21 protein-coding genes are annotated in these 23,486 nt (G+C 61.8%); 10 read left to right on the forward strand and 11 right to left on the reverse strand.

Features of this window, described 5'->3' with window-relative positions; genetic code table 11:
• Window positions 1–112 precede the first annotated feature (112 nt).
• The 6 genes from trpE (at window position 113) to JLC71_RS06150 (ending at window position 5,802) form a co-directional block, all read left to right on the forward strand.
• Window positions 113–1,582, forward strand: coding sequence for an anthranilate synthase component I (gene trpE / locus JLC71_RS06125; protein WP_200917869.1), 1,470 nt, complete (start codon window positions 113–115; stop codon window positions 1,580–1,582).
• Between the two features lie 55 nt (window positions 1,583–1,637).
• Entirely contained in the window at window positions 1,638–2,207 is a 570-nt protein-coding gene (locus tag JLC71_RS06130) for an aminodeoxychorismate/anthranilate synthase component II (RefSeq protein WP_200917870.1), read from the forward strand.
• Window positions 2,207–2,605, forward strand: a complete 399-nt coding sequence (locus JLC71_RS06135) for a lysozyme inhibitor LprI family protein (protein ID WP_200917871.1) — start codon at window positions 2,207–2,209, stop codon at window positions 2,603–2,605. Before JLC71_RS06130 ends, JLC71_RS06135 begins: the two co-directional genes overlap by 1 nt.
• Window positions 2,606–2,621: 16 nt before the next feature.
• Complete coding sequence (gene trpD / locus JLC71_RS06140; protein WP_200917872.1) at window positions 2,622–3,650, forward strand: anthranilate phosphoribosyltransferase; 1,029 nt, start codon at window positions 2,622–2,624, stop codon at window positions 3,648–3,650.
• 14 nt (window positions 3,651–3,664) lie between these two features.
• A complete protein-coding gene (gene trpC / locus JLC71_RS06145; protein ID WP_200917873.1) occupies window positions 3,665–4,456 on the forward strand; it encodes an indole-3-glycerol phosphate synthase TrpC in 792 nt (263 codons plus the stop codon).
• Window positions 4,457–4,704: 248 nt separating this feature from the next.
• Complete coding sequence (locus JLC71_RS06150; protein WP_200917874.1) at window positions 4,705–5,802, forward strand: porin; 1,098 nt, start codon at window positions 4,705–4,707, stop codon at window positions 5,800–5,802.
• 123 nt (window positions 5,803–5,925) lie between these two features.
• Here JLC71_RS06150 and JLC71_RS06155 read toward each other — a convergent pair whose 3' ends face one another.
• The 3 genes from JLC71_RS06155 to JLC71_RS06165 form a co-directional block, all read right to left on the reverse strand.
• Window positions 5,926–8,220, reverse strand: a complete 2,295-nt coding sequence (locus tag JLC71_RS06155; protein WP_200917875.1) for a Tex family protein — start codon at window positions 8,218–8,220, stop codon at window positions 5,926–5,928.
• 5 nt (window positions 8,221–8,225) lie between these two features.
• A complete protein-coding gene (locus JLC71_RS06160) occupies window positions 8,226–9,176 on the reverse strand; it encodes an Asd/ArgC dimerization domain-containing protein (RefSeq protein WP_200917876.1) in 951 nt (316 codons plus the stop codon).
• Between the two features lie 175 nt (window positions 9,177–9,351).
• Entirely contained in the window at window positions 9,352–10,872 is a 1,521-nt protein-coding gene (locus JLC71_RS06165) for a fumarate hydratase (protein WP_200917877.1), read from the reverse strand.
• Between the two features lie 153 nt (window positions 10,873–11,025).
• Here JLC71_RS06165 and phnF point away from each other — a divergent pair, with 153 nt between their 5' ends.
• The 3 genes from phnF to thpR are packed head-to-tail and all read left to right on the forward strand — an operon-like array spanning window position 11,026 to window position 13,051.
• Entirely contained in the window at window positions 11,026–11,751 is a 726-nt protein-coding gene (phnF, locus tag JLC71_RS06170) for a phosphonate metabolism transcriptional regulator PhnF (protein ID WP_200917878.1), read from the forward strand.
• Complete coding sequence (locus tag JLC71_RS06175) at window positions 11,751–12,545, forward strand: NUDIX hydrolase (RefSeq protein WP_200917879.1); 795 nt, start codon at window positions 11,751–11,753, stop codon at window positions 12,543–12,545. The genes phnF and JLC71_RS06175 overlap by 1 nt, the downstream gene beginning before the upstream one ends.
• Entirely contained in the window at window positions 12,542–13,051 is a 510-nt protein-coding gene (thpR, locus tag JLC71_RS06180) for an RNA 2',3'-cyclic phosphodiesterase (protein WP_200917880.1), read from the forward strand. Before JLC71_RS06175 ends, thpR begins: the two co-directional genes overlap by 4 nt.
• Window positions 13,052–13,089: 38 nt before the next feature.
• Here the strand turns inward: thpR and JLC71_RS06185 are convergent, their stop codons facing one another.
• The 5 genes from JLC71_RS06185 to JLC71_RS06205 all read right to left on the reverse strand — a co-directional run bounded on the left by JLC71_RS06185 (window position 13,090) and on the right by JLC71_RS06205 (window position 19,229).
• Window positions 13,090–13,926: a sulfurtransferase gene (locus tag JLC71_RS06185; RefSeq protein ID WP_200917881.1), complete on the reverse strand. Its 837-nt coding sequence runs from the start codon at window positions 13,924–13,926 to the stop codon at window positions 13,090–13,092.
• A 42-nt stretch (window positions 13,927–13,968) separates the two neighbouring features.
• Entirely contained in the window at window positions 13,969–15,600 is a 1,632-nt protein-coding gene (locus JLC71_RS06190) for a methyl-accepting chemotaxis protein (RefSeq protein WP_200917882.1), read from the reverse strand.
• Between the two features lie 328 nt (window positions 15,601–15,928).
• The gene (locus JLC71_RS06195) at window positions 15,929–17,107 is read right to left on the reverse strand and encodes an acetyl-CoA C-acetyltransferase (RefSeq protein ID WP_200917883.1); all 1,179 of its coding nucleotides are present in this window, start codon (window positions 17,105–17,107) and stop codon (window positions 15,929–15,931) included.
• 85 nt (window positions 17,108–17,192) lie between these two features.
• Window positions 17,193–18,902 (reverse strand): PHA/PHB synthase family protein, encoded by a 1,710-nt coding sequence (locus JLC71_RS06200; protein ID WP_236251006.1) that lies wholly within the window; start codon window positions 18,900–18,902, stop codon window positions 17,193–17,195.
• A 63-nt stretch (window positions 18,903–18,965) separates the two neighbouring features.
• Window positions 18,966–19,229 (reverse strand): hypothetical protein, encoded by a 264-nt coding sequence (locus JLC71_RS06205; RefSeq protein ID WP_200918400.1) that lies wholly within the window; start codon window positions 19,227–19,229, stop codon window positions 18,966–18,968.
• 190 nt (window positions 19,230–19,419) lie between these two features.
• Here JLC71_RS06205 and pbpG point away from each other — a divergent pair, with 190 nt between their 5' ends.
• On the forward strand, window positions 19,420–20,175 hold the full coding sequence (gene pbpG / locus JLC71_RS06210) for a D-alanyl-D-alanine endopeptidase (protein ID WP_236251007.1): 756 nt from the start codon (window positions 19,420–19,422) through the stop codon (window positions 20,173–20,175).
• A 70-nt stretch (window positions 20,176–20,245) separates the two neighbouring features.
• Here pbpG and trxC read toward each other — a convergent pair whose 3' ends face one another.
• The 3 genes from trxC to JLC71_RS06225 all read right to left on the reverse strand — a co-directional run bounded on the left by trxC (window position 20,246) and on the right by JLC71_RS06225 (window position 23,413).
• Window positions 20,246–20,668, reverse strand: coding sequence for a thioredoxin TrxC (gene trxC, locus JLC71_RS06215; RefSeq protein ID WP_200917885.1), 423 nt, complete (start codon window positions 20,666–20,668; stop codon window positions 20,246–20,248).
• A gap of 76 nt (window positions 20,669–20,744) precedes the next feature.
• A complete protein-coding gene (locus JLC71_RS06220) occupies window positions 20,745–21,800 on the reverse strand; it encodes an ABC transporter ATP-binding protein (RefSeq protein WP_236251008.1) in 1,056 nt (351 codons plus the stop codon).
• Window positions 21,797–23,413, reverse strand: coding sequence for an ABC transporter permease (locus JLC71_RS06225; protein ID WP_200917886.1), 1,617 nt, complete (start codon window positions 23,411–23,413; stop codon window positions 21,797–21,799). The genes JLC71_RS06220 and JLC71_RS06225 overlap by 4 nt, the downstream gene beginning before the upstream one ends.
• Between the last annotated feature and the right edge of the window lie 73 nt (window positions 23,414–23,486).

Here is a 23,486-nt window from a genome sequence, read left to right on the forward strand (position 1 = left end):
ACTCCCGATCATGGCGTTTCACTCCAAAGAAATCTGGCTCGAATGGCGATGGCGCCGCTGGTAACCGCTACCAGCCGCCCGGCCCTTTTCTGACCTTTCGTTTGGAGTTTCCATGATCACGCGCGATGAATTCGCGGCTTTGGCTCGCCAAGGCTACAACCGCATTCCCGTTATTCTTGAGCTGTACGCCGACCTTGACACCCCGCTGTCGGTCTACCTCAAGCTTGCCAATCGCCCCTATTCCTATCTGCTCGAATCGGTCGTCGGTGGCGAACGTTTCGGCCGTTACTCGTTTATCGGCCTGCCGGCACGCACCCGACTCAAGGTCAGCGGCCTGCGCACCGAGGTCATCCATGATGACCGGGTGATCGCCAGCCATGACGGCAATCCGCTCGATTTCATCGCCGAGTATCAGAAACAGTTCAAGGCCGCCGTACCGGCCGGCATGCCACGCTTCATGGGCGGGCTCGTCGGCTATTTCGGCTATGACACGATCCGCTATATCGAGAAAAAACTCGCCGCCTGTAGCAAACCCGATGTGCTCGGCCTGCCGGACATCCAGTTGCTGCTGTCCGAGGAACTCGCCGTCGTCGACAACCTCTCGGGCAAGCTCTATCTGGTCGTCTACGCCAACACCGAACATCCGGAGGCCTACGACCACGCCGAAGCGCGGTTGGCGGAACTGCGCATGAAACTGCGCGAGCCAGCCAAGCTGCCGCTCTCGGGCCCGGCCAAGCACCAGACCGGCGCGCAATCGGAGTTTGGTGAGGCTGCGTTCAAGGACGCCGTAGTCCGCGCCAAGAATTACATCACCGAAGGCGATGTGATGCAGGTGGTGTTGTCGCAACGGATGAGCATGCCGTTCGATCAGGATCCGCTGGCGCTGTACCGGGCACTGCGCTCGATCAACCCGTCGCCGTATATGTTCTTCTACCATTTCGGCGACATGCACATCGTCGGTGCCTCGCCGGAGATCCTTGTTCGCCTTGAAGGCGACACGGTGACGGTGCGGCCGATCGCCGGTACCCGCCCGCGCGGCAAGACCCGCGAGCAGGACGAAGCGCTGGCAACCGAGCTGCTGGCCGACCACAAGGAAATCGCCGAGCACGTGATGCTGATCGACCTCGGCCGCAACGACACCGGCCGCGTCGCCACCACCGGCTCGGTCAAGCTCGTCGACAAGATGATGATCGAGCGCTACTCGCACGTGATGCATATCGTCTCCAGCGTTGAAGGCACGCTCAAACCGGGGCTGTCGAATATCGACGTGCTCAAGGCCACCTTCCCCGCCGGCACCGTCTCCGGCGCACCCAAGGTGCGGGCGATGGAAATCATCGACGAATTCGAGCCGAGCAAGCGCGGCATCTACTCCGGCGCGGTCGGCTACCTCGGCTTCAATGGCGACATGGACGTGGCGATCGCGCTACGCACCGCCGTGGTCAAGAATGAAACGCTGTATATGCAGGCCGGCGCCGGCATCGTTGCCGACTCGGTACCCGAAAGCGAATGGCAGGAAACGCTGAACAAGGCCCGCGCGGTGCTGCGCGCCGCCGAACTCGTGCAAGCCGGCCTCGACGCCTGAAGGCCTGACCCGCGTCCCGCCGACTGCCCTGCATACAGATTCAAAGGAATTCCCCATGCTCTTGATGATCGATAACTTCGACTCGTTTACCTACAACATCGTCCAGTATTTCGGCGAACTCGGTCAGGACGTGCACGTCTACCGCAACGACGAAATCACCCTTGAGCAAATCGAGGCACTCAAACCCAAGTATCTGGTGGTTTCGCCGGGGCCGTGCTCGCCGAAAGAAGCCGGCGTTTCGGTGGCGGCGATCCGTCATTTCGCCGGCAAGCTGCCGATTCTCGGCGTCTGCCTTGGCCATCAGGCGATAGGCGAAGCCTTCGGCGGCAAGATCATCCACGCCAAGACGCTGATGCACGGCAAGGTGTCGCCGATCGAACATACCGGTGTCGGCGTATTCAAGGATTTGCCGTCGCCATTTACCGTGACGCGCTATCACTCGTTGGCGATCGAGCGCAAAAGCTGCCCCGATTGCCTCGACGTCACCGCCTGGACCGCCGACGGTGAAATCATGGGCGTGCGCCACAAGACGCTGCCGATCGAAGGCGTGCAGTTCCATCCCGAATCGATCCTGACCGAGCACGGCCACCAGATGCTGGATAACTTCCTCAAAGAGTGGGCCTGATGCGCTCCGCCCTGCTATCGCTGCTGCTGATCGCCGGCTTGGTCCACGCCGAGCCGTCGCCGCCAGCGATCAGCGAGTGCGATCAGCGCAGCAGCAACCGGGCCGAACTGAGCCAGTGCCTCGGTCAGCTTGAAACCGGTGCCGTACGCGATCGGCTCAACGCCGAGGCCGCGGCACGCGCAGCAATGCGGCGACTGGAGCAAACAACCCCGGCCAGCCAAGCGTTGTCGACGTTCGAGACCGATGTGGCCGCCTATGCGGCCTACCGCAGCGCGCATTGCGCCTGGGCCGGCGCATCGTTTTTCGGCGGCTCGATCGCTGCCGTGGCAATGCAAACCTGCCGGATCGATATGGATAGACGCCGCGCCGACGAGCTGTCCCGCTTCTACATGAATTGATTTCAGGATAAGCCCCATGATTACCATCCAGGCCGCGCTGAACCGGCTGATCTACAGCAACGAATTGTTCTTCGACGAGATGGTCTACCTGATGCGGCAGATCATGACCGGCGAAATGACGCCGGTGCAGACCGCCGCGCTGCTGATGGGTCTGCGCACCAAGGTCGAAAGCGTGTCCGAGATCGCCGCCGCCGCGACGGTGATGCGCGAGTTTTCCAGCAAGGTCGACGTCAAGGACAGGCGTCACCTGGTCGATACCTGCGGCACCGGCGGCGATGGCGCGCACACCTTCAATATCTCGACCTGCTCGGCCTTTGTCGCCGCGGCTGCCGGGGTCAAGGTCGCCAAGCATGGCGGCCGCTCGGTCAGCTCCAGCAGCGGCTCGGCCGATGTGCTGGAAACGCTCGGTGTGCACCTGAACCTGACGCCTGAACAGGTCGGCGCCTGCATCGATGAAGTCGGCCTCGGCTTCATGTTCGCGCCGAACCATCATCCGGCAATGAAATACGTCGCGCCGATCCGTCGCGAACTCGGTGTGCGGACCATTTTCAACATCCTCGGCCCGCTGACCAACCCGGCCGGCGCCGACAACCAGTTGATGGGCGTGTTCCACCCCGACCTCGTCGGCATCCAGGCACGCGTGCTCAAGCAGCTCGGCTCCAAGCACGTGATGATCGTGCACGGCAGCGACGGGCTCGACGAGATCACCCTCTCGGGCAAGACCTTTGTCGCCGAGCTCAAGGACGGCGACATCATCGAATACGAAATCGACCCGCGCGAGTACGGTTTCGAGCGGTGCGACATCGGCCTGCTGCATGCCGACAATGCGCAACAATCGGCCGACATCATTCACCGTGTATTGGCCAACGAGGCCGGCCCGGCGCGCGATATCGTGCTGCTGAACGCCGGTGCGGCAATCTACACGGCCAATATCGCCGTGACGCTCGAAGACGGCATCAACGCCGCCCACGAAGCACTGGCCAGCGGCGCCGCGCGCAAGCAACTCGAAGCACTGGTGCGTTTCACCCAACCTTACGCAAACTAAGCAGGCCGACCCGCATGTCTGACATCCTCAAGAAAATCTGGGCGACCAAACACGATGAAGTCGCCACCGCCCGCAAACTGATCCCGCTGAACGAGATTCGCGCCCAAGCCGAGGCCAATAACGATCATCGCGATTTCGTCGCGGCCATTCGCGCCAAGCATGCCGCCAGCCAGCCCGGCATCATCGCCGAAATCAAGAAAGCCAGCCCTTCCAAGGGCGTGATCCGCGCCGACTTCCAGCCGGCCGAACACGCAGCCGATTACGCCAAACATGGCGCAGCCTGCCTATCGGTGCTGACCGATGCCCAGTATTTCCAGGGCCATGAGGATTACCTCAAGGCCGCGCGCGGCGCTTGCGCCTTGCCGGCGCTGCGCAAGGACTTCATGGTCGACGAGTACCAGTTGTTCGAAGCCCGTGCCTGGGGTGCCGATTGCATTCTGCTCATCGCCGCCGAACTGCCGCTCACGCAGATGAAGGACTTCGAAGCCATCGCCCACGCACTGGGCATGTCGGTACTGGTCGAGGTTCACAATGGCGCCGAACTCGACGCCGCGCTCGAGCTGACAACGCCGCTGGTCGGCATCAACAACCGTAACCTACGCACCTTCGAGGTCAGCCTCGATACCACGCTCGGACTGCTCAAACATATTCCGCAGGACCGCATTGTCGTGACCGAGAGCGGCATTCTCGCCACACAAGATGTTGCATTAATGCAACAAAACAACGTCAACACCTTCCTTGTCGGTGAAGCGTTCATGCGCCAGCCATCGCCCGGAGAAGCGCTCCACAGCTTGTTTTACGCCTGATAGACACACTCTCCCCTGCGGATCAATCAGGGCGATTTGTAATGTGAAATACATAATCGCCTCGTAGACTGCCTGTACTGAAAACGGCAAGAAATATAGACGCACCATGTAAGCAAGATGCGCCTTGCCTTTGTTTTTCAAATCGCCGTGCACTCGCTTGCGCCGCTTTCACAAGAATCGGCACCAGACACGGCAACAGTACAGGCCAGCTACACACGGCCTCTTATCCGCAACAGGAGAGTGAAGTAATGAAGAAGACCCTGATCGCCGCAGCGCTTGGCGCTGCATTCCTGGCGCAGTTCGCAGCTGCCGAAGTCACCGTCTACGGTTCGATCCGCGAATCGCTCGAATACGATCAACTGAAGGACGCCGGCGGCAAGGATTACCGTGGCGAAGTCCAGCTGATCGACCAATCGTCCCGCTTCGGCTTCAAGGGTTCGGACAAGCTCGACATCGGCGGCAAGGTGATCTGGCAGATCGAATCGGCCATCAAGACCTCGGGCAATGGCGGCACTGGCAACACCACCTGGGGCGGCCGTAACACCTTCGGCGGCTGGCAGGGCGACTGGGGTACCGTGCGCTTCGGTAACTACGACAGCGCCTACAAGACGCTGCTGACTTCGTCGGATCTGTCGAGCCTGTTCGATAACTATGCCGATACCGCCGACTTCAAGGGCAAGGGCGCCGTGTTCGCCCAGCTCAACAGCCGCCTGCAAAACTCGGTGAGCTACGATTCGCCGGTGTTCAGCGGCTTCCAGGTTCGCGGCTCGTGGGGCGTTGACCAGAACGCACAAACCAGCACCAATGCACCGGTCTACACCGCTGCGGCGCTGTATAGCGGCTACGGCTTCGTCGGCGGTCTGGGTGGCTTCTACGCCAAGGATCGTACCTTCGCGCAAGCCACCGGCATCAGCAATGCCGACAACAGCATCACCGCCGCCACCAGCGGCGCCGCCACCTGGGCGACCAACCTGGCGCTGGGCTACAAGTTCGACTTCGGCCTGCAACTGGGCGCCGGCTGGGAACACGTCAACAGCGACGACGGCAAGACCAGCAGCGACTGGGAAAACTACGCCGTTGTCGGTAACTACAAGTTCGGCAAGTTCGAAGTCCAGGGCGTGTACGCCTTGTCGGACGAGCAACTGGGCGTGACCGATGCCAGCGGCGCACAAGCTTCGCTGGGTCTGGTGTACTACGCGACCAAGCAAACCCGCTTCTACACCTACCTGGTGAACGTGGATAACGATTCCAAGGGCAAGTTCAAGAACGCCTCGGGGTCGTTGACGCCGGAATACGCCAATCAGGACGGCTACGCGCTGTCGGTCGGCCTGCGTACCGACTTCTAAGCTTTACCCGCAGTACACATAGGTCTCAAACCGGACATCTTGCGATGCCCGGTTTTTTTATGAGCCAGGGGTGTAGCGGGAAACGAAAACGGGAGCCATGCCCCCCGTTTTTTCATCAACTCATCAGCGTTTGAGCTTGAGTCCGGCCAGCGCCGATGCCATCGCGCCTCCCGTTGGCGCTGAGCTCACAGCCGGGGCTTTACGCCTCGCTGGTGCTGCCTCGCCTACCTCTTCTTTGGCCGCATCACCCAAACGCATCGTCAGCGCCACACGCCGCCGCTTCAGATCGACTTCCAGCACCTTGACCTTGACCACATCACCCGCCTTGACGACTTCGCGCGGGTTTTTGACGAAGCGGCTGGCCAGCGCCGAGATATGCACCAATCCATCCTGATGCACGCCAATATCGACGAAGGCACCAAAGTCGGTGACATTGGTCACCACGCCTTCGAGCACCATCTCCGGACGCAAATCTTTCAGATCCTCGACGCCATCGGCAAAGTGCGCGGTTTTGAATTCCGGCCGCGGATCGCGCCCCGGTTTTTCCAGCTCGGCCAGAATATCCTTGACCGTTGGCACGCCAAATTGCGCATCGGTGAAATCGCCCGGATTCAGCTGCTTGAGCAAGGGCGCATCGCCGATCAGCGCCTTGACGCTTTTCTGCACCCTGGCGACGATTTTCTCAACCAGTGGATATGACTCCGGGTGCACCGCCGACGCATCCAGCGGATTCTTGCCGTTCATCACCCGCAAAAAACCCGCCGCCTGCTCGAAGGCTTTTTCACCCAGCCGTGGCACCTTGAGTAGCGCCTTGCGATCGGCAAAAGCGCCGTTGGCATCGCGGTACTGGACAATATTGGCCGCCAGCGTCGCACTCAAGCCCGAAACGCGGTTGAGCAGCGCCACCGACGCGGTATTCACATCGACGCCCACGGCATTGACACAGTCCTCGACCACCGCATCGAGCGAGCGCGCCAGTTGGCCCTGATTCACATCATGCTGATACTGACCGACGCCGATCGACTTTGGATCGATTTTGACCAGTTCGGCCAGCGGATCCTGCAAGCGCCGGGCGATCGATACCGCGCCGCGCAGGCTGACGTCGAGCTCGGGAAACTCCTTGGCTGCCAAGGCCGACGCCGAGTACACCGATGCGCCTGCCTCGGACACCACCAGCTTGCTCGTGTTGAGCGCCGGTAGTTGCTTGATCAACTCGCCGGCCAGTTTGTCGGTTTCGCGGCTGGCGGTGCCGTTACCGATGGCGATCAGTGCAACCTTATGCCTAGTTGCGAGTTTTTCCAGCGTCGCCAGCGCACCGCTCCAGTCCCGCCGTGGTTCGTGCGGGTAAATCGTCGCGGTATCGAGCAACTTGCCGGTCTCGTCCACAACCGCGACTTTCACCCCGGTACGCAAGCCGGGATCTAGCCCCATGGTCACGCGCGGGCCGGCCGGTGCCGCCAGCAGCAAGTCCTTGAGGTTGCTGGCGAAGACCCGGATTGCATCCAGCTCGGCGTGCTGACGCACATCACCAACCAGCTCCGTCTCCAGACTCGGAAAAATCTTCGCCCGCCACGTCAGCCGCACCGTATCGGCGAGCCATTTGTCCGCAGCACGACCCCGGTTATCGATGCCGAACCGTTTGGCAATGCGCAGCTCGCACACGCCCGGCCCCGCCGTCTTGGCCGCAGGATCAAGGTCACTCGGCAACAGCAGGTTAAAGCCCAATACACCCTCGGCCCGGCCGCGCAGCACCGCCAGCACCCGATGCGACGGCATCTTGGCCAGCGCTTCCTCGTAATCGAAGTAGTCGGCGAACTTGGCGCCCTCGTCCGCCTTGCCTTCGAGCACGGCCGTTTTAACCACGCCGTTGTTTTTCAAGTAATCACGCAAGCCGCCAATCAGTTCGGCATCCTCGCCGAACTGCTCCATCAGGATCGCCCGTGCGCCGTCGAGCGCCGCCTTGGCATCGGCCACGTCAGCGCCGATGAAACGCGCGGCCACCTGCTCCGGATTCAAGTCAGGATCGGCCAGCAGCGCCTCGGCCAGCGGTGCCAAGCCGGCTTCACGGGCAATCTGCGCCTTGGTACGACGCTTGGGCTTGTACGGCAGATACAGGTCTTCGAGCCGTTGCTTGTTGTCGGCATCCTGCAATTGCACGCGCAGCGCCGGCGTCAGCTTGCCTTGCTCATCAACGCTGGCGATCACCGTGGCGCGCCGGTCTTCCAGCTCACGCAGATAGCCCAAGCGTTCATCCAGCGTACGCAGCTGGGTATCGTCCAGCCCGCCGGTGACTTCCTTGCGGTAACGTGCCACGAAGGGCACGGTGGCACCGTCGTCGAGCAACTGGATGGCGGCATCCACTTGCGCCGGCCGGCAGGCCAGTTCTTGGGCAATGCGATGCGAGATCGGCGGCAGCATGGCGTTTACTCTTTGGCGGCGATCAGGGTCAGCAACTGCAGCACCGCCAACGCCGGCAAGCGGGTGTTGTCGGCGACGCTCCACAGCGTCACGCCACGGCCGTCGGCGGCGAAACGAAGCCGGCTGACCCAGACCTTGTCGCCGCCCACGGCATCCTGGCTGGCGGCGATGCCGGCCTCACCCGCGACTTGCAGCATGAATACCCGCTCGCCGCCCTTCAGCGCGGCAACGATCGCGTCTTGCTCGACCGGCGCGGCATAACGCACGGTCAGGCTGGCACCGTGGCCGAAGAAGTGCGGCGTGCGCACGCAGCTGACGTCGATCACACTGTCGCCGGGCAGTTGTTTTTTCAGCAGCGCCAGCGCGGCATTTTCCTCAGGCGTCGCACCGCCTTCATCCGGCACGCCAAACCCGCCCAGCACGTTGTAGGCGATTCGCTTCGGGTAAACGGCGGTTTCGTGTTCGGTTTGCGCGAACAGCGCCCGCGTCTGCCCCGACAGTGCATCGATGCCGGCCTGGCCTTCGGTCGATACCGCCAGCAAACCGGTCGCGGTGACTTGGGTGACTTCGCCCAGTTCGGCCAGCGGCGCCACCAGCGTCGCCAGTTGCTGCGCAAACGGATCTGGCAGCGACAGCACCTGGCCCTTGGCCAGCTTGCCGCCCGGCGGATTGATACCGGTCAGATCGATCACGATCAGGCCGGCCGCAGCCGCTTCATCAAGCACCGCCTTGGCATCCGGCAGCGTATTCACCAGTACGCGCAACTGGCTCCACTCGAAATCCTCAACATTGAATTCCGGATGATCTTCACCGCGAAATTCGACCATACCTTCCTCATCGTTCAAGATCAGTGGAAACAGCGCGGCCAGCCGCAGCGGGCTATCGCTAATGACCTCGAGCAAGGCCTGACCAAGGGATGAAGTAGCGCCGAGCACGCCGAGCGAGAGATGAGCCATGAGTGGCCTCCAAAAAAGAGACGGGCGCAATCTGCGCCCTGAAGATGCCCGATTGTATCGCAGCCCCGTCCAGCCGGCAGCCGGCCGATGGCACGCAAAAGCGGCCGACCGGCAATCCGGCGCCTCCCAAAAACAAAACCGGCACAAGGCCGGTTTTGTTGAACGGGGCGGAAAATCAGACCGTCGCGAGCGGAATTTTGCCGATCCTGGCCTGCCATTCCTTCGGCGCAATCGCGTGCACCGAGGTGCCGCCACTGTCCACGGCCACCGTCACCGGCATGTCGACGACATCGAACTCATAGATCGCTTCCATGCCCAGATCCTCGAAACCGACGACGCGCGAACCCTTGATCGCCTTCGACACCAGATAAGCCGCACCGCCGACCGCCATCAGGTAGACCGACTGGTGCTTCTTGATCGCATCGAGCCCGGCCGGGCCGCGCTCGGCCTTGCCGATCATGCCGAGCAAGCCGGTCTCGGCCAGCACCTGCTCGGTGAACTTGTCCATCCGTGTCGCCGTGGTCGGGCCAGCCGGGCCGACGACTTCGTCGCGAACCGGATCGACCGGGCCGACGTAGTAGATGAAGCGGTTGGTGAAATCGACCGGCAGTTTTTCGCCCTTGTTCAGCATCTCGACCATGCGCTTGTGCGCGGCATCGCGGCCGGTGAGCATCTTGCCGTTCAGCAGCAGCGTCTGGCCCGGCTGCCACGACGCGACGTCGTCGCGCGTCACGGTGTTCAGATCGACACGGGTGGATTCGCTCGATGGCGTCCAGGTCACGTCCGGCCAGTCTTCCAGCTTCGGCGCTTCAAGCTGCGCCGGGCCGGAACCGTCGAGGATGAAATGCACGTGGCGCGTCGCGGCGCAGTTCGGGATCATCGCCACCGGCAGGCTGGCGGCGTGGGTCGGATAGTCCTTGATCTTCACGTCGAGCACGGTGGCGAGGCCGCCGAGGCCCTGCGCGCCGATACCGAGCGCGTTGACCTTCTCGTACAGCTCGATGCGCAGCTCTTCGGCACGGGTCGAAGCGCCGCGTTCGATCAGCGCATGGATGTCGATCTCTTCCATCAGCGCTTCCTTGGCCATCACCATCGCCTTCTCGGCGGTGCCGCCGATGCCGATGCCGAGCATGCCCGGCGGGCACCAGCCAGCGCCCATCAGCGGCACGGTCTTGAGCACCCAGTCGACGATCGAATCGGACGGGTTGAGCATGACAAACTTGGTCTTGTTCTCCGAGCCACCGCCCTTGGCGGCGATGTCGATTTCGACCGTATCACCCGGGACGATCTCGAAATGGATCACCGCCGGCGTGTTGTCCTTGGTGTTCTTGCGACCGCCGGCCGGGTCCATCAGGATGGACGCGCGCAGCTTGTTGTCCGGATGCAGGTAAGCGCGGCGCACGCCTTCGTTGACCATGTCGGCCACGCCCATCGTCGCGCCGGCCCACTGCACATTCATGCCGACGCGCACAAAACAGGTGACGATGCCGGTGTCCTGACAGATCGGCCGCTTGCCCTCGGCGCACATCCGGCTGTTGGTGAGGATCTGTGCGATCGCATCCTTGGCCGCGGGGCTTTCTTCGCGTTCGTACGCCTTGCCGAGTGCCTGGATATAGTCTTTCGGATGGTAATAACTGATGTACTGCAGGGCGTCGGCGACGCTGTCGATCAGGTCGTCCTGGCGGATCACGGCCATGAGGCACTCCAAGCTGCGCGGAAAAATGTGCATTTTACCAGTGCAACCACGCTCGGAGCGCCCCGGGATTACCGCAAGACGTAGAATCATCTAGATGAAACAGCACCTCGCTATCATCGCGGCATCAAACCATGCGAACACTAGGGACACACCATGAAGGTCGAACGGGGATCGGGCGTTGCCTTGTGGCGGCAAATCGAACAAACGCTCGCCGCCGATATCGCCAGCAAGGCGATTGCCGAGCGGCTACCGAACGAGATCGAGCTGGCCGGCCGTTTCAACGTCAATCGCCACACCATACGCCGCGCGGTGCAGGCGCTGGAAGCACGCGGACTGGTGCGCATCGAGCAAGGCCGTGGCACCTTCGTGCAGGAAGACTTGATCGACTATCGGCTGGGGCGCAAGAGCCGCTTTTCGCACAGCCTTGATCATCAGCAGCGCCAGGGCATCAGCCAGATCCAGTCGAGTGCGACCACGATTCCACGCGACGAAGTGTGCGAGCTGCTGGCCATCCCGGCCGGTACCGCCGTCTTGCAGATCGATGCGCTCGACGTGGTCGAGACGCGGGTGATCGGCGTGTGCACTCAGTATTTCCCGCTGCCGCGCTTTGCCGGGCTCGATGCGCATTACGCCGCCACCGGCCGCATTGCCGATGCGCTGCCGGCGTTCGGCATTACCGAGGTCAACCGCAAGCTGAGCCGCGTGACCGCAAGGATGCCGCGACCGCAAACCGCGCAGTTGCTGGCGCAGCCCAAGACCCAGCCCATCCTCTATGTCGAAAACGTCTACGTCGATGCCGCCGGCGTGCCGATCGAGTACGGCATCACCCGCTTTGCGGCCGACGCCGTGCAGCTACTGATCGAGCCCGAGACCGCCTGATGGATCAACGCCTGGATGAATACCTCGCCCGCCAGCCCCGCTTCGATGCCAGCGGCCTGACGCGGCTGCATGTACTCGACGAGCCGGTCGGCTGGCTTGAACCGCAGATCGGCCGGTTTTTGCAGGCGTTCTCGCCGAGTTTTGTGCACAACGGCCCGCAACTCGTCGTCACCTCATCGATCGAAGAAGTGGAAAGCCTGTTCGGCCGCGCCGCGCTGGCGATGCGCGCTGCCGGGCTGATCCATGGCTGGCGCAACGAGCCGTACACCTGCTTCGCCCTCGACGCCAGCGGCGCGCCCGATCTGAACCGGCCGCTGTTCAAGCTCGAACGCGGCGCTTTCCGGCGCTTCGGGCTGACCAGCCGCGCGGTGCACGTCAACGGCTACGCCGCCGACCGACGGCTGTGGACAGGCCGACGCAGTCCAAACAAGGCAATCGACCCGAACCGGCTCGACAATCTCGCCGCAGGCGGTATCGCCGCCGGCGAAGTGCCCGATGTTTGTGTCATCCGGGAGTTATGGGAAGAAGCCGGCGTGCCGGTCGAGCTGGCGCGGCGGGTTTGCGCATCGACCACCTCGCGCAGCACCCGCAACGAGCCCGACGGCATCCACGACGAAGTGCTCTACAACTACGATCTGCTGCTACCTGGCGACTTCACCCCGCGCAACACGGACGGCGAAGTCGCCGGCTTTACGCTGATGGACGTCGATACCGTCCTCGGCCGTCTCGGGGAGTTCACCGACGATGCCGGCCTCGTCACCGCGACCTTCCTGCGCCGGCAAGGTTGGGCATGAGGTTGTTCATCGGGTTGGCGCCGTCAGCGCCGGTGCGCAAGGCCATCGCCACCGAGCGCGATCGACTGCACGCAGTACTAGGCGGCAAACCGACCAGCACCGCCAATCTGCATCTGACCCTCGCCTTTATCGGCCAGGCCAGCGTGCAAACCGTACAAAGCCTGCGCCAGTTGATTGCCGGGATCGACGCCCCCCGCTTCGCCATCGACCTCGATATCGCCAGCGACTTCAAACACGGCGGCATCGTCTGGCTCGGTTGCAGCACGCCATCGCCTTCCTTGCTCGTGCTGGCGGACACGCTGCGCGAGGCACTCGCCGATGGAGGAGTCGACTTCGATCCACAGCCTTTTGCCGCGCACGTGACACTGCTGCGCAAAGGCACGCCGGTAGCCGAAACACTGGGCGCCGCGATCCACTGGCCGGTCGACGCCGTCGTGCTGTACGTCTCCGAATCAACGTCGCAGGGCGTGCGCTACCGCCCGCTCTATCGCCATGCGTTGAAATAGAAACGCCCGGCTTTAACCGGGCGTTATCGTTGACGAACTTATTGCGTGACCGGGTTATCCGGGTGCGCGCACCACTCGCTCCACGAGCCCGGATAAAGCCGTGCACCGGGCAAACCGGCCACTTCCAGCGCCAGCAGATTATGGCAAGCCGTCACGCCGGAGCCGCACTGGCAGATGATCTGGTCCGGCCGGTTCGCGCCGAGCACCGTCAACCACTCCTCGCGCAATTGCGCCGCCGGCTTGAAGCACCCGTCGGCATCCAGGTTGTACTGGAAAAACCGGTTTGCAGCGCCCGGAATATGCCCGCCGACCGGATCGATGGTCTCACCAATGCCGCGATAGCGCTCCGGGCTGCGGGCATCGATCACTTGAAATTGCGGCTCGGCCAGATTGGCCTTCACCTGCGCCATGGTCACCGCAGCGCCCCCGTCCGGATGCGCAGCAAACTGCGCCGGCACCGGCCTCGCCTCATCGGTCGACACCGGCAGACCGGCCGCCAGCCACGCCTGCCAGCCGCCATCGAGCACCTGCACTGCATCGTGACCCAGCCAGCGCAGCAACCACCACAACCGCGAGGCGAACATGCCGCCTGAGGCGTCATACGCGATCACGCGGGTCTGGCTGCCGATACCTGCCCGGCCCGCCCATTCGGCAAATGCTTCCGGTGACGGCAGCGGATGGCGGCCATTGTGGCCGGTTTTGGCACCGGACAGATCCCGATCGAGATGGGCAAACACCGCACCCGGAACATGGCCAGCCACATAAGCCTGCGAACCAGCATCCGGATTAGCCAGATCGTGACGGCAATCGACGATGACCCAATCGGCAGCCTCCGAACGCTCTGCCAGTGCCTGTGGCGTAATCAATGGTGACAAGGTCTGCTCCCGTGGATCGAAGGCATCATCATAAGCCCGAGGTCAGGCGCAGCGAAACTGTCCTGCCGATCGCTCCAGTTTCGATGCCAGCTCGCCCAGACGCGCCGTCGCCGATGAGATTTCACCGATCGCACCGCTGTTTTCCTCGGTCATTTGCGCCACCTTCTCCACCTGCGCGGCGATTTGATCGCTGGCGATTCTTTGCTCGCGCAGCGCACCGGCAATCGTTTCCACAACTTCACTCAGCTGCCCACCCGACGAGCGAATTCGCTGCAGGCTGCCTTGCAGCAGCCGAACATTCTGCAGCTCGTTTGCCGCTTCAGCCCGCGCCTGCTGCATACCGGTGCTGGCCTCACTGGTGCCGTCACGAATCACGCCAAGCGTCGTACCGATCTCCAGCGTCGCCTGCCCCACCCGCTCGGCGAGCTTGCGCACTTCGTCGGCGACAACGGCAAACCCACGCCCCGCCTCACCGGCCCTTGCCGCTTCGATCGCGGCATTCAGCGCCAGCAGATTGGTTTGCTCGGCGATCTCGCGAATCGTCGCAACAATGCTGGCGATCTCGCCCGAGCGCGCATCCAGCGTTGCCAAATGTTCGCCGGCCAGATCCAGTTGCGTACTGATCCGGCTCACCCCAGCGATGACCTGCGCCATGCGGCTTTCGCCTTCGGCGGCCACCTGATCGGCGCTCTTGCCCGCAATATCGGCCTGTTCGGCATTGCTTGATACCTCACCGAGGCTGACGCTGATTTCCTCAACGGCAGCGGCCATTTGCGAAGCGGCATCGGCCTGGGTACCGGAAGCCAGCGATACGGCTTGCATGCTGCCATGCAAGGCACGTGCAGTTTCGCCGACTTCACCAACCGAAGACTGGATCTCCGCCACCAGCCGCTTCAGCTCGTCGCGCATCTGCGCAATCCCGGCCATGACGCTGCGATCATCACCGGGACGCCGAACGATCTCGTGCGCCAGATCGCCGCTGGCGATCGCTTGCGCGGCGCGGCACGCCTCGTGCGGCTCGGCACCGAGTTGACGTGCCAACCAGCGGATGATGGTGTAGGAAAACACCACACCAACGCAGAGCGCTAACAGCAGCAATACGATATTGCCAGTTTTCGCCTGGGCAATTTGTACACGCGCCGCCTGATATTCCTCACCGGCAACACGCAACTGCAAGGCAGCAAGTTCAGACACGGTTTCGCTCACAGGATCGATCGCCGGGTACAGCGCCCCGGCGGCGAAGTCGGCCAAACCTTTGTCATCGGCCTCTCGCAGCAACACGGTCAAGCGAGCCACCGCCGTATCGGCCATCTGCATCCGCCTGCTGGCCTCTCGGACCAGCTTCTCCTCCTCAGCGGTCAGCGCCGTGCCGGTGTAGGCCAGCCACTCCCGCCGGATGTCCCGCTGCGCCAGCGTGACCCGCGCAACACCTTCCGCGGCACTCAGATTACCGCTGCGTACCTTGTGCGTAGTATCGACAATATTGACTGCGTAGCGATCAGCGACCACCTTGAGCTGTGTCAGCGGCCGGACCCGATCTTCGAAGGTCGTTCTGAACCGCTCGCCATTGCTCATCAGGTTGTAAAGCGCCACGCCGCCCTGCGCCGCCATAAATGCCATCAGCAAGGCGACCAGCAGGTACAGCTTGGCAGCCACAGTGAGTTTTTCTGACATCACCCCCTCCATACTTAAAATAAAAAATGCAATTGCTTTTTTATAGCGTAAGTATTTGCCGACAAAAGCATGGATAGACGAGCGGAACGCGGGAGGCTGCGACGAAAAAAAAAGGCTCTGTATTCGTTAACTGTTGCGGATTGCAGTGCTACGTCAGCTAGCCCAAGCAACAAGCCATATTCGAGCGTGCCGTTTGCGTCACAGGTATCGCAAGGATTTACGCCACTTATGTGAGCTTGCAACAGTTAACGTCGACAGAGCCAAAAAAAACGCCCTCCGACCGGGAGGGCGTTGCAAACCACGAAAAAAACAAATGAAGCGTTTCGGCTTAGCGCTCGATCGCCAGCGCCACGCCCATGCCACCACCGATGCACAGCGTCGCCAGCCCCTTCTTGGCATCGCGGCGAATCATTTCGTGCAGCAGCGTCACCAGAATACGCGCACCCGACGCACCGATCGGATGACCGAGGGCGATCGCGCCGCCGTTGACGTTGACGCGGTTCCAATCCCACTTCAGCTCGCGGGCAACGCCGAGCGCCTGCGCGGCAAACGCCTCATTGCCTTCGATCAGGTCGAGATCGTCGAGCTTCCAGCCGGTGCGCGCCAGCACGCGCTGAGTCGCCGGCACCGGGCCCATACCCATCAGGCTCGGCTCGACGCCGGCCGATGCCGCGGCACGGATTGTCGCCAGTGGCGTCAGACCGAGCTGTTCGGCCTTCTCGCGCGTCATCAGCAGCACCGCAGCGGCGCCGTCGTTGAGGCCCGATGCGTTGCCGGCGGTGACGGTGCCTTCCTTGTCGAAGGCTGGGCGCAGCTTGGACAAGCCTTCCATCGTGGCATTGGTCTTGATGAACTCATCGGCCGAGAACACCACCGGATCACCCTTACGCTGCGGAATACTGACCGGGACAATTTCATCGACAAAGCGGCCGGCGGCTTGCGCAGCAGCGGCTTTGTGTTGCGACGACAGCGCCAGCTCGTCCTGCTCGGTACGGCTGATGCCGTACTTTTTAGCGATGTTTTCAGCGGTCACACCCATGTGGTACTTGTTGTACACATCGGTCAGGCCGTCGTAGACCATGGTGTCGATCAATTGGGCATTGCCCATGCGGAAGCCATCACGCGAGCCCGGCAGGATGTGCGGTGTCGCGCTCATGTTTTCCTGACCACCGGCGATAACGATATCGCTTTCGCCCGACAGGATCGCTTGTACGCCAAGCGCCACAGCCTTCAGGCCCGAACCGCAGACCTGATTGATCGTCAGCCCTGGTACGGCGTCCGGCAAACCGGCCAGACGCAACGCCTGGCGAGCCGGGTTCTGACCAAGGCCAGCGGTCAATACGTTACCCAGAATCACTTCGCTAACCTGGTCGGCAGCAAGGCCCGACTTTTCAAGCAATGCGCGAATCACGGTCGCGCCCAGCTCCGGCGCTGAAACTTTGGCCAGTGCGCCGCCAAAATTACCCAGAGCAGTACGTTGCGCAGCAACAATAACGATGTCAGTCATGATGTATCTCCCTTGCGCCCAATTGATTGGGGCTGTGTTTTAGATTAACAGGCCGGCCACCGGTTCAGCCGGACTGGCACTGCAATCAAGACAAGCGTTCTTTGACGTAACGACCCGGTGCCGGCTCGAGGGGCTTGAACTGGCGGTTGCCCAGTATTTTCGGTGCGGCAACGCGCTCACCGGCATGCGGAATCAGCCATTGCCCCCAGTCCTGCCACCAGCTTCCTGGGCGCGATTCGGCCGCGTCGAACCATGCTTGCGGCTCGGCGCCCAGAGCCTCATTGACCCAGTAATTGCGCTTGTTTGTCGATACGGGATTGATCGTACCGGCGATGTGCCCCGAAGCACCGAGCACGAAGCGCAACGGCCCCTTGAAGATCCCGGTGGTCTTGTACGCCGACGTCCACGGCACGATATGGTCTTCGCGCGCGGCAAACACGTAAGTCGGCAAGGTGATTTGCGTCAGATCGATCGGCACCCCGCACAGCGAGAACGAACCCGGCTTGGCCAGGTTGTTGTCGAAATACATATTGCGCAGGAACCAGGTGTGCATCGGCAGCGCCAGATTGGCCGAATCGTTGTTCCAGTACAGCAGGTCGAACGGCGGTGGCGTCTTGCCTTTCAGGTAGTTGTTGACGACGTAGTTCCACACCAGATCATTGGCGCGCAAGGCGGCAAAGGTACGTGCCAGCTCCTTGCCCGAAATCACCCCGCCCTGCTCGATCACCGCCTCACGGCTGGCAACAACGTTCGGATCAAGGAAGTGCTTGATATCACCCGGGTCGGCGTGATCGATCATCACCGTCATCAGCGTCAGCGATTTGAACCAGTCCTGCCCGCGAGCCTGCATCACCGGCACAGCAGTCGACACCAGCTCTCCGCCGATGCAGAACGCCAGCACGTTGAGCTTTTCGCACTGGCCGATCTTGCGCACCGCATCGCTGGCGGCGATCACACCGCGTTCAATATAGTCATCCCACTTGAGCTGGCCGAGTTCGGGCGTGATCGATTTCCACGAGACAAGAAAGGTCGTGTGACCCTCGCCCACCACCCAGCGCACCATCGAGTTCTCGGGCTTGAGATCCATGATGTAGTACTTGTTGACGCAAGGCGGCACGATCAGCAGCGGTGTTTCGTGCACATCGTCCGTGGTCGGCGAATACTGGATCAGCTGAATCAACTCGTTCTCGAACACCACCTGACCTGGCGTCACCGCCAGATTTTCGCCGACGACGAACTGCGACTCGTCGGTCATGGTGATCGCGCCCTTCTGTATATCCTCGAGCAGTTTCTTCATGCCCTCGTTCAGGCTTTCACCTCGGGTATCGACCGCGAGCTTGAGGACTTCCGGATTGGTCACCGCAAAATTGGTTGGACTGACCGCATCCAGATACTGGCGGGCAAAGAACGCCATCCGGGCCTTGGTGTCTTCATCGGCATGCACGTGGTCAACCATTTGGGTCAGCCATTTCGATGTGAGCAGATAGTTCTGCTTGAGGAAGCTGAAGACAGGCAGCTCCCACTCCGGCGCAGCAAAGCGTCGATCGCCTTTTTCCGGCTCGACCGCCGCGGCAGCACCAGCGCCGATCAGCTGCATCCACAACTCAAGCTGTTGCTGATAGAACTGGCTATGCGTTTCAAATACCTCGGGCGATACGCCGTTGGCCGGAGCCAGAGAGGGAGGCAGCGTAGTCGAACCTGCCGGTGTCACCGAGTTGACCCAACTCTGCCACCACTTCTGGTTGGCATCGTTGAACTGCTGGAAAAACGATTCAAGTGACGTGGACTGCAACACAGGACGCTCCATTCATGAATACAGCATAAGCAGCTAAATTGTGCATCGCAGCATATTGAAATATCACAATGACTGCAAGTATCGGGAAATCTTTAAAGGGAAATCTACCAAATACCCGTTTAGCATTTGATTTTTAGTCACATTTTCTGCTTTAGCTGCTTTAAAATAAGAAGCAACTGATGTAATACGTGCGTATCCGACTCCGAGGTAGTTGATGAAACCCAGAATTTTCGGGCTTTGTGCTGTGCTAACGGCACTCTCGTTGGTGGTGATGCCGGCAACTGCCGCCACCACCCAGAATGCCCAATCAACCAGCAAAACGGCCAAATCCAAAGCTGTTAGCAAGCAAGCTGTTGCAAAAAATCAACAAAAGAAAGTCGCTCAGACAAAGAAACCGGTCATTAAGGTCACGGTCAGAAAGAAAGGTAATGTCAGCAGCCGGGCCATCGCCAATGCGCGCCAGGAAGTTCGTATTTCACGCGCCGTCGCCCTGCCATCGACGCTGGATCGCCCGGGCGTGCAATCGTCTGCGGTCCTGGTCGTCAACGAGCACAGCGGTGAGGTCATCTACGAAAAGAACGCCGACGCACTACTACCGATCGCTTCGATCACCAAGCTGATGACGGCGATGGTGACGCTGGATGCGCGCCTGCCGATGAACGAGCTGATCACGATCAGCGATGATGATGTCGACACGCTCAAGCACACCAGTTCGCGCCTGGCCGTCGGCACCTCGCTAACGCGCGCCGAAGTGTTGCTGCTGGCGCTCATGTCATCGGAAAACCGTGCCGCTGCTGCGCTGGCACGCGCCTACCCAGGCGGACGTGATGTGTTCGTGCGCAAAATGAACGAAAAGGCGCAGCAACTTGGCATGCGCGGCAGCCGCTTTTACGACTCGACCGGGCTAACACCAAGCAATGTGTCAACACCGCGCGATCTGGTGCAGCTGGTCAAGTCGGCACGCCGTTACCCGGAGATCCATCAGTTCTCCACCTCGAGCGAATACCGCTTCATTTCCAACCGGAACGGCCGCGAGATGGTTTACCGCAACACCAACCCACTGGTGAAATCGGATGACTGGGATATCGGTCTGTCGAAGACCGGCTTCATCAACGAAGCGGGCCATTGCATCGTGCTGCAGGCGACCATCGAGGGCACCCCGGTAGTGATGATCCTGATGGACTCTCAGGGCAGTTACACCCGGATCGGCGATGCCAACCGGGTGAAAAAGTGGCTGGAAACCAGCCCTTACGCCAAACTCCGCGCCGGCTGATTTTTCAACGCTCCCGGATACAAGAACGCCCCGATATCGGGGCGTTTTGCTATCTGGCACTCGCAAAAACTCAAATCAGCTGACTGACCCATGCCTTGAACTGCCCCGATGACATGGCACCGTTCAGCCGCTCGACCTGTTGGCCGCGATCGAAGGCGATCAACGTCGGAATGCTGCGGATCTGGTATTGCGTACCTAGCGCCTGCTCGGCATCGGTATCCACCTTGAGGAAAAGCACTTTGCCGGCAAAGTGCTGCGCCGCAGAGACGAACGCCGGCGCAAACGCCTGGCAGGGACCGCACCATGTGGCCCAGAAATCGACCACCACCGGAATGCGGCTCGCGCCAAGCAAAGCGGCGAAGTTCTCGGTCGTTGCCGCAATCGGTGCGCCGGACAACAACGGTTCGCGGCATTGGCCGCAAATGGGAGACTCGGCGATCCGGGCAACATCGAGGCGGTTGGCGGTCTGGCAGTGCGGGCAGGCGATGAGCATGGCAATCCTGTGTGGCGGTCAGCCCCCGATGTTGGCGCAGCACGGCGCGCCAATCAAGCCTGTGCGCAGGAAAATCTCAGTCGCGCACAAACGCCACGGCATGATCGAGGTCGAGACGGATTCCGATCGCCTCACCAACCGCATGATTATGGTGACTTGGCACGAGCGACAGTACTTTTTGTCCCGACGGCAAGGCCAGCGTGTAGAGGAATTCCGCCCCGCGGAATGCCCGCGCCAGCACCAGGGCCTTGAACGGACTGGCGTCGTCGTGCTGGATATCATCGGGGCGTATCAATACGTCAACGGCACAACCATCCGGATTGCAGTGTGCGGGGAGCGGGCCATCGAATACACCCAGTTCAAACTCGATCTTCCCGGCGCTGGATACCACTCCGGGCAACAGCACACCCTCGCCGATAAAATTGGCGACGAAACGGTCAACCGGCTGGTGATAGAGCTGATAGGGGCTGGCCCACTGGCGGATCTGTCCGTCCATCATCACGCCAACGACATCGGCCACGGCGAATGCCTCGTGCTGGTCGTGCGTCACCAGAATCGCGGTGATGCTGGCCGCCTTGAGAATGTCGCGCACCTCCAGGCCAAGGCGCTCGCGCAGCTCGGCATCGAGGTTCGAAAACGGCTCATCCAGCAGCAGCAGGCGCGGCTGCGGCGCCAGCGCCCGCGCTAGTGCGACCCGCTGCTGCTGGCCACCGGAGAGCTCGTGCGGGTAACGACAGCGCTCGTCATCAAGCCCGACCAGTGCGAGCATTTCGTCGACTCGTGCCCGGCGCGCAACGCGCGACAGTGCGCCAAGGCCAAAACCGACATTGTCGGCAACGTTCAGGTGCGGGAACAGCGCGTAATCCTGAAACACCATGCCAATACGCCGCGCTTCCGGCGCGACCTCATCGCCATTGCCGGCAACGATATCACCATCGATCGTAATCATCCCGGCGCTGACGGCTTCAAAACCGGCAATAGCCCGCAACATCGTCGTTTTACCGCAGCCCGAATGCCCGAGCAGGCAACCGATCTGCCCCGGCGCCAGTGAAAACGACAGTGATTCGATCACCGCCCGCCCGGGGTAGCGTACCGACACATTGGCAACGTCGAGCATCGGAGGGGTGATCATGGTTCGGTTTTCCGGATAAGCAGCACCACCGGCAACAGGCCGGCAAGCACGATAAAGAGGCTAGGCAAGGCGGCACGATCCCACATGCCTTCCGAGGTCATCTCGAACACGCGCACCGCCAGCGTGTCCCAGCCGAAAGCGCGCGTCATCAGCGTGATCGGCATTTCCTTGAGCACGTCGACAAAGGTCAGCAGCGCCGCCGACATCAGCCCGGTGCGCAGCAACGGTAAATGCAAGCGCCACAGTGTCTGGCGGCTATTGAGCCCGAGCGAGCGGGCGGCATCCTCCTGATTGCGGGTGATGCGCTGCATCGCCGAATCGACCGGCTGGAACGCCACCGCGAGAAACCGCGCCGCCAGCGCCAGCAGCATCACCGCCAGCGTTCCCTTGAACACAGCCAGACCGGCAAACCCCAGCGGCCGCAGCAGCGATAGCAGCGCGTTGTCGAGCCAGGCGATCGGAATGAATACCCCCACCGCCAGTACGGTGCCGGGCACCGCGTAGCCGAGCGTCGCCAGCCGTACCAGCCAGCGCGTGCCGGCATCCTGATAGCGACGACGGGCGTACGCCAGCACCAGCGCGAACACGGTAACCAGCAATGCGGCCATCGCGGCGATCAGCAGTGAGCGACCGATGAAGGCCGGATAGCGATCATCGAAGTCTTCGGCCCACACGCCCTTGACCCAGAACAAGAGCTGCAGCAGCGGCACGATAAACGCGAGCAGCAGCACCAGTGAGCACCACGCGCTGGCCAGCCAGCGCCCGGTGCCGCGCAACGCGATGCGTTCGGCATCGCCGCTGCGAACCTGATAACTGCGCGCGCCGCGGCCCCATTGCTCGACGGCGACCAACACCAGCACGAACATCACCAGCAGCGACGCCAGCTGCGACGCCGCCGGCAGATTGAACAGCGAGAACCAGGCCTTGTAAATCGCGGTGGTAAAGGTATCGAAATTGAAGATCGCCACCGTACCGAAATCGGCCAGCGTTTCCATCAGCGCCAAGGTCACGCCGCCGATCAGCCACGGCCGTGCCATCGGAATCGCCACGGTAAAGAACGCCCGTTTGCGCGACACGCCGAGCGTCTGCGCCGCCTCCAGCGCGCGCCGTCCCTGACTCAGAAAAGCGTTGCGCGCCAACAGATACACATAGGGATAGAACGCCATCGACAACACCAGGATCACACCACCGGTGCTACGAATCTGCGGAAACCATGCGCTGGTACCGAAGACCGAGCGCAGCAGCGTCTGCACCGGCCCGGTGAAATCGAGCAGTCCCACCTGTACAAAGGCCAGCACATAGGCCGGCATCGCCAGCGGCAGCATCAGCGCCCAGCTGAAGCAGCGCCGCCCCGGAAAGTCGCACACGGCGGTCAGCCAGGCCAGCGGCACGCCGAGCGCCAGCACGCCGACCGTCACGCCGACGATCAGTAGCAGCGTATTCCACAGCACGCCCGGCAACACATATTCAAGCAAGTGCGCCCAGATCTCGGGCTGTGGATTGAACAGCGACGCCAAAACCACCAGCAGCGGCACGACGGTCAGCAGCGCGATCGGCAGCGCGTACAAGACACCGCGACTGAGGCGCGGCCAAGCTAACGGTACGACGGACAAATTCGCTCTCGATACGATATCAATGGAAAACGGGCAGCGTCGCTGCCCGTTGTCGTGCCAAACGGTTCAATAC

This window comes from Jeongeupia sp. HS-3 (assembly GCF_015140455.1).
Lineage (GTDB): Bacteria > Pseudomonadota > Gammaproteobacteria > Burkholderiales > Chitinibacteraceae > Jeongeupia.

Coding starts and splice junctions, on each gene's coding strand:
- trpE (WP_200917869.1), top strand. CDS start 113: ATGATCACGCGCGATGAATTCGCGGCTTTGGCTCGCCAAGGCTACAAC.
- JLC71_RS06130 (WP_200917870.1), top strand. CDS start 1,638: ATGCTCTTGATGATCGATAACTTCGACTCGTTTACCTACAACATCGTC.
- JLC71_RS06135 (WP_200917871.1), top strand. CDS start 2,207: ATGCGCTCCGCCCTGCTATCGCTGCTGCTGATCGCCGGCTTGGTCCAC.
- trpD (WP_200917872.1), top strand. CDS start 2,622: ATGATTACCATCCAGGCCGCGCTGAACCGGCTGATCTACAGCAACGAA.
- trpC (WP_200917873.1), top strand. CDS start 3,665: ATGTCTGACATCCTCAAGAAAATCTGGGCGACCAAACACGATGAAGTC.
- JLC71_RS06150 (WP_200917874.1), top strand. CDS start 4,705: ATGAAGAAGACCCTGATCGCCGCAGCGCTTGGCGCTGCATTCCTGGCG.
- JLC71_RS06155 (WP_200917875.1), bottom strand. CDS start 8,220: ATGCTGCCGCCGATCTCGCATCGCATTGCCCAAGAACTGGCCTGCCGG.
- JLC71_RS06160 (WP_200917876.1), bottom strand. CDS start 9,176: ATGGCTCATCTCTCGCTCGGCGTGCTCGGCGCTACTTCATCCCTTGGT.
- JLC71_RS06165 (WP_200917877.1), bottom strand. CDS start 10,872: ATGGCCGTGATCCGCCAGGACGACCTGATCGACAGCGTCGCCGACGCC.
- phnF (WP_200917878.1), top strand. CDS start 11,026: ATGAAGGTCGAACGGGGATCGGGCGTTGCCTTGTGGCGGCAAATCGAA.
- JLC71_RS06175 (WP_200917879.1), top strand. CDS start 11,751: ATGGATCAACGCCTGGATGAATACCTCGCCCGCCAGCCCCGCTTCGAT.
- thpR (WP_200917880.1), top strand. CDS start 12,542: ATGAGGTTGTTCATCGGGTTGGCGCCGTCAGCGCCGGTGCGCAAGGCC.
- JLC71_RS06190 (WP_200917882.1), bottom strand. CDS start 15,600: ATGTCAGAAAAACTCACTGTGGCTGCCAAGCTGTACCTGCTGGTCGCC.
- JLC71_RS06195 (WP_200917883.1), bottom strand. CDS start 17,107: ATGACTGACATCGTTATTGTTGCTGCGCAACGTACTGCTCTGGGTAAT.
- trxC (WP_200917885.1), bottom strand. CDS start 20,668: ATGCTCATCGCCTGCCCGCACTGCCAGACCGCCAACCGCCTCGATGTT.
- JLC71_RS06220 (WP_236251008.1), bottom strand. CDS start 21,800: ATGATCACCCCTCCGATGCTCGACGTTGCCAATGTGTCGGTACGCTAC.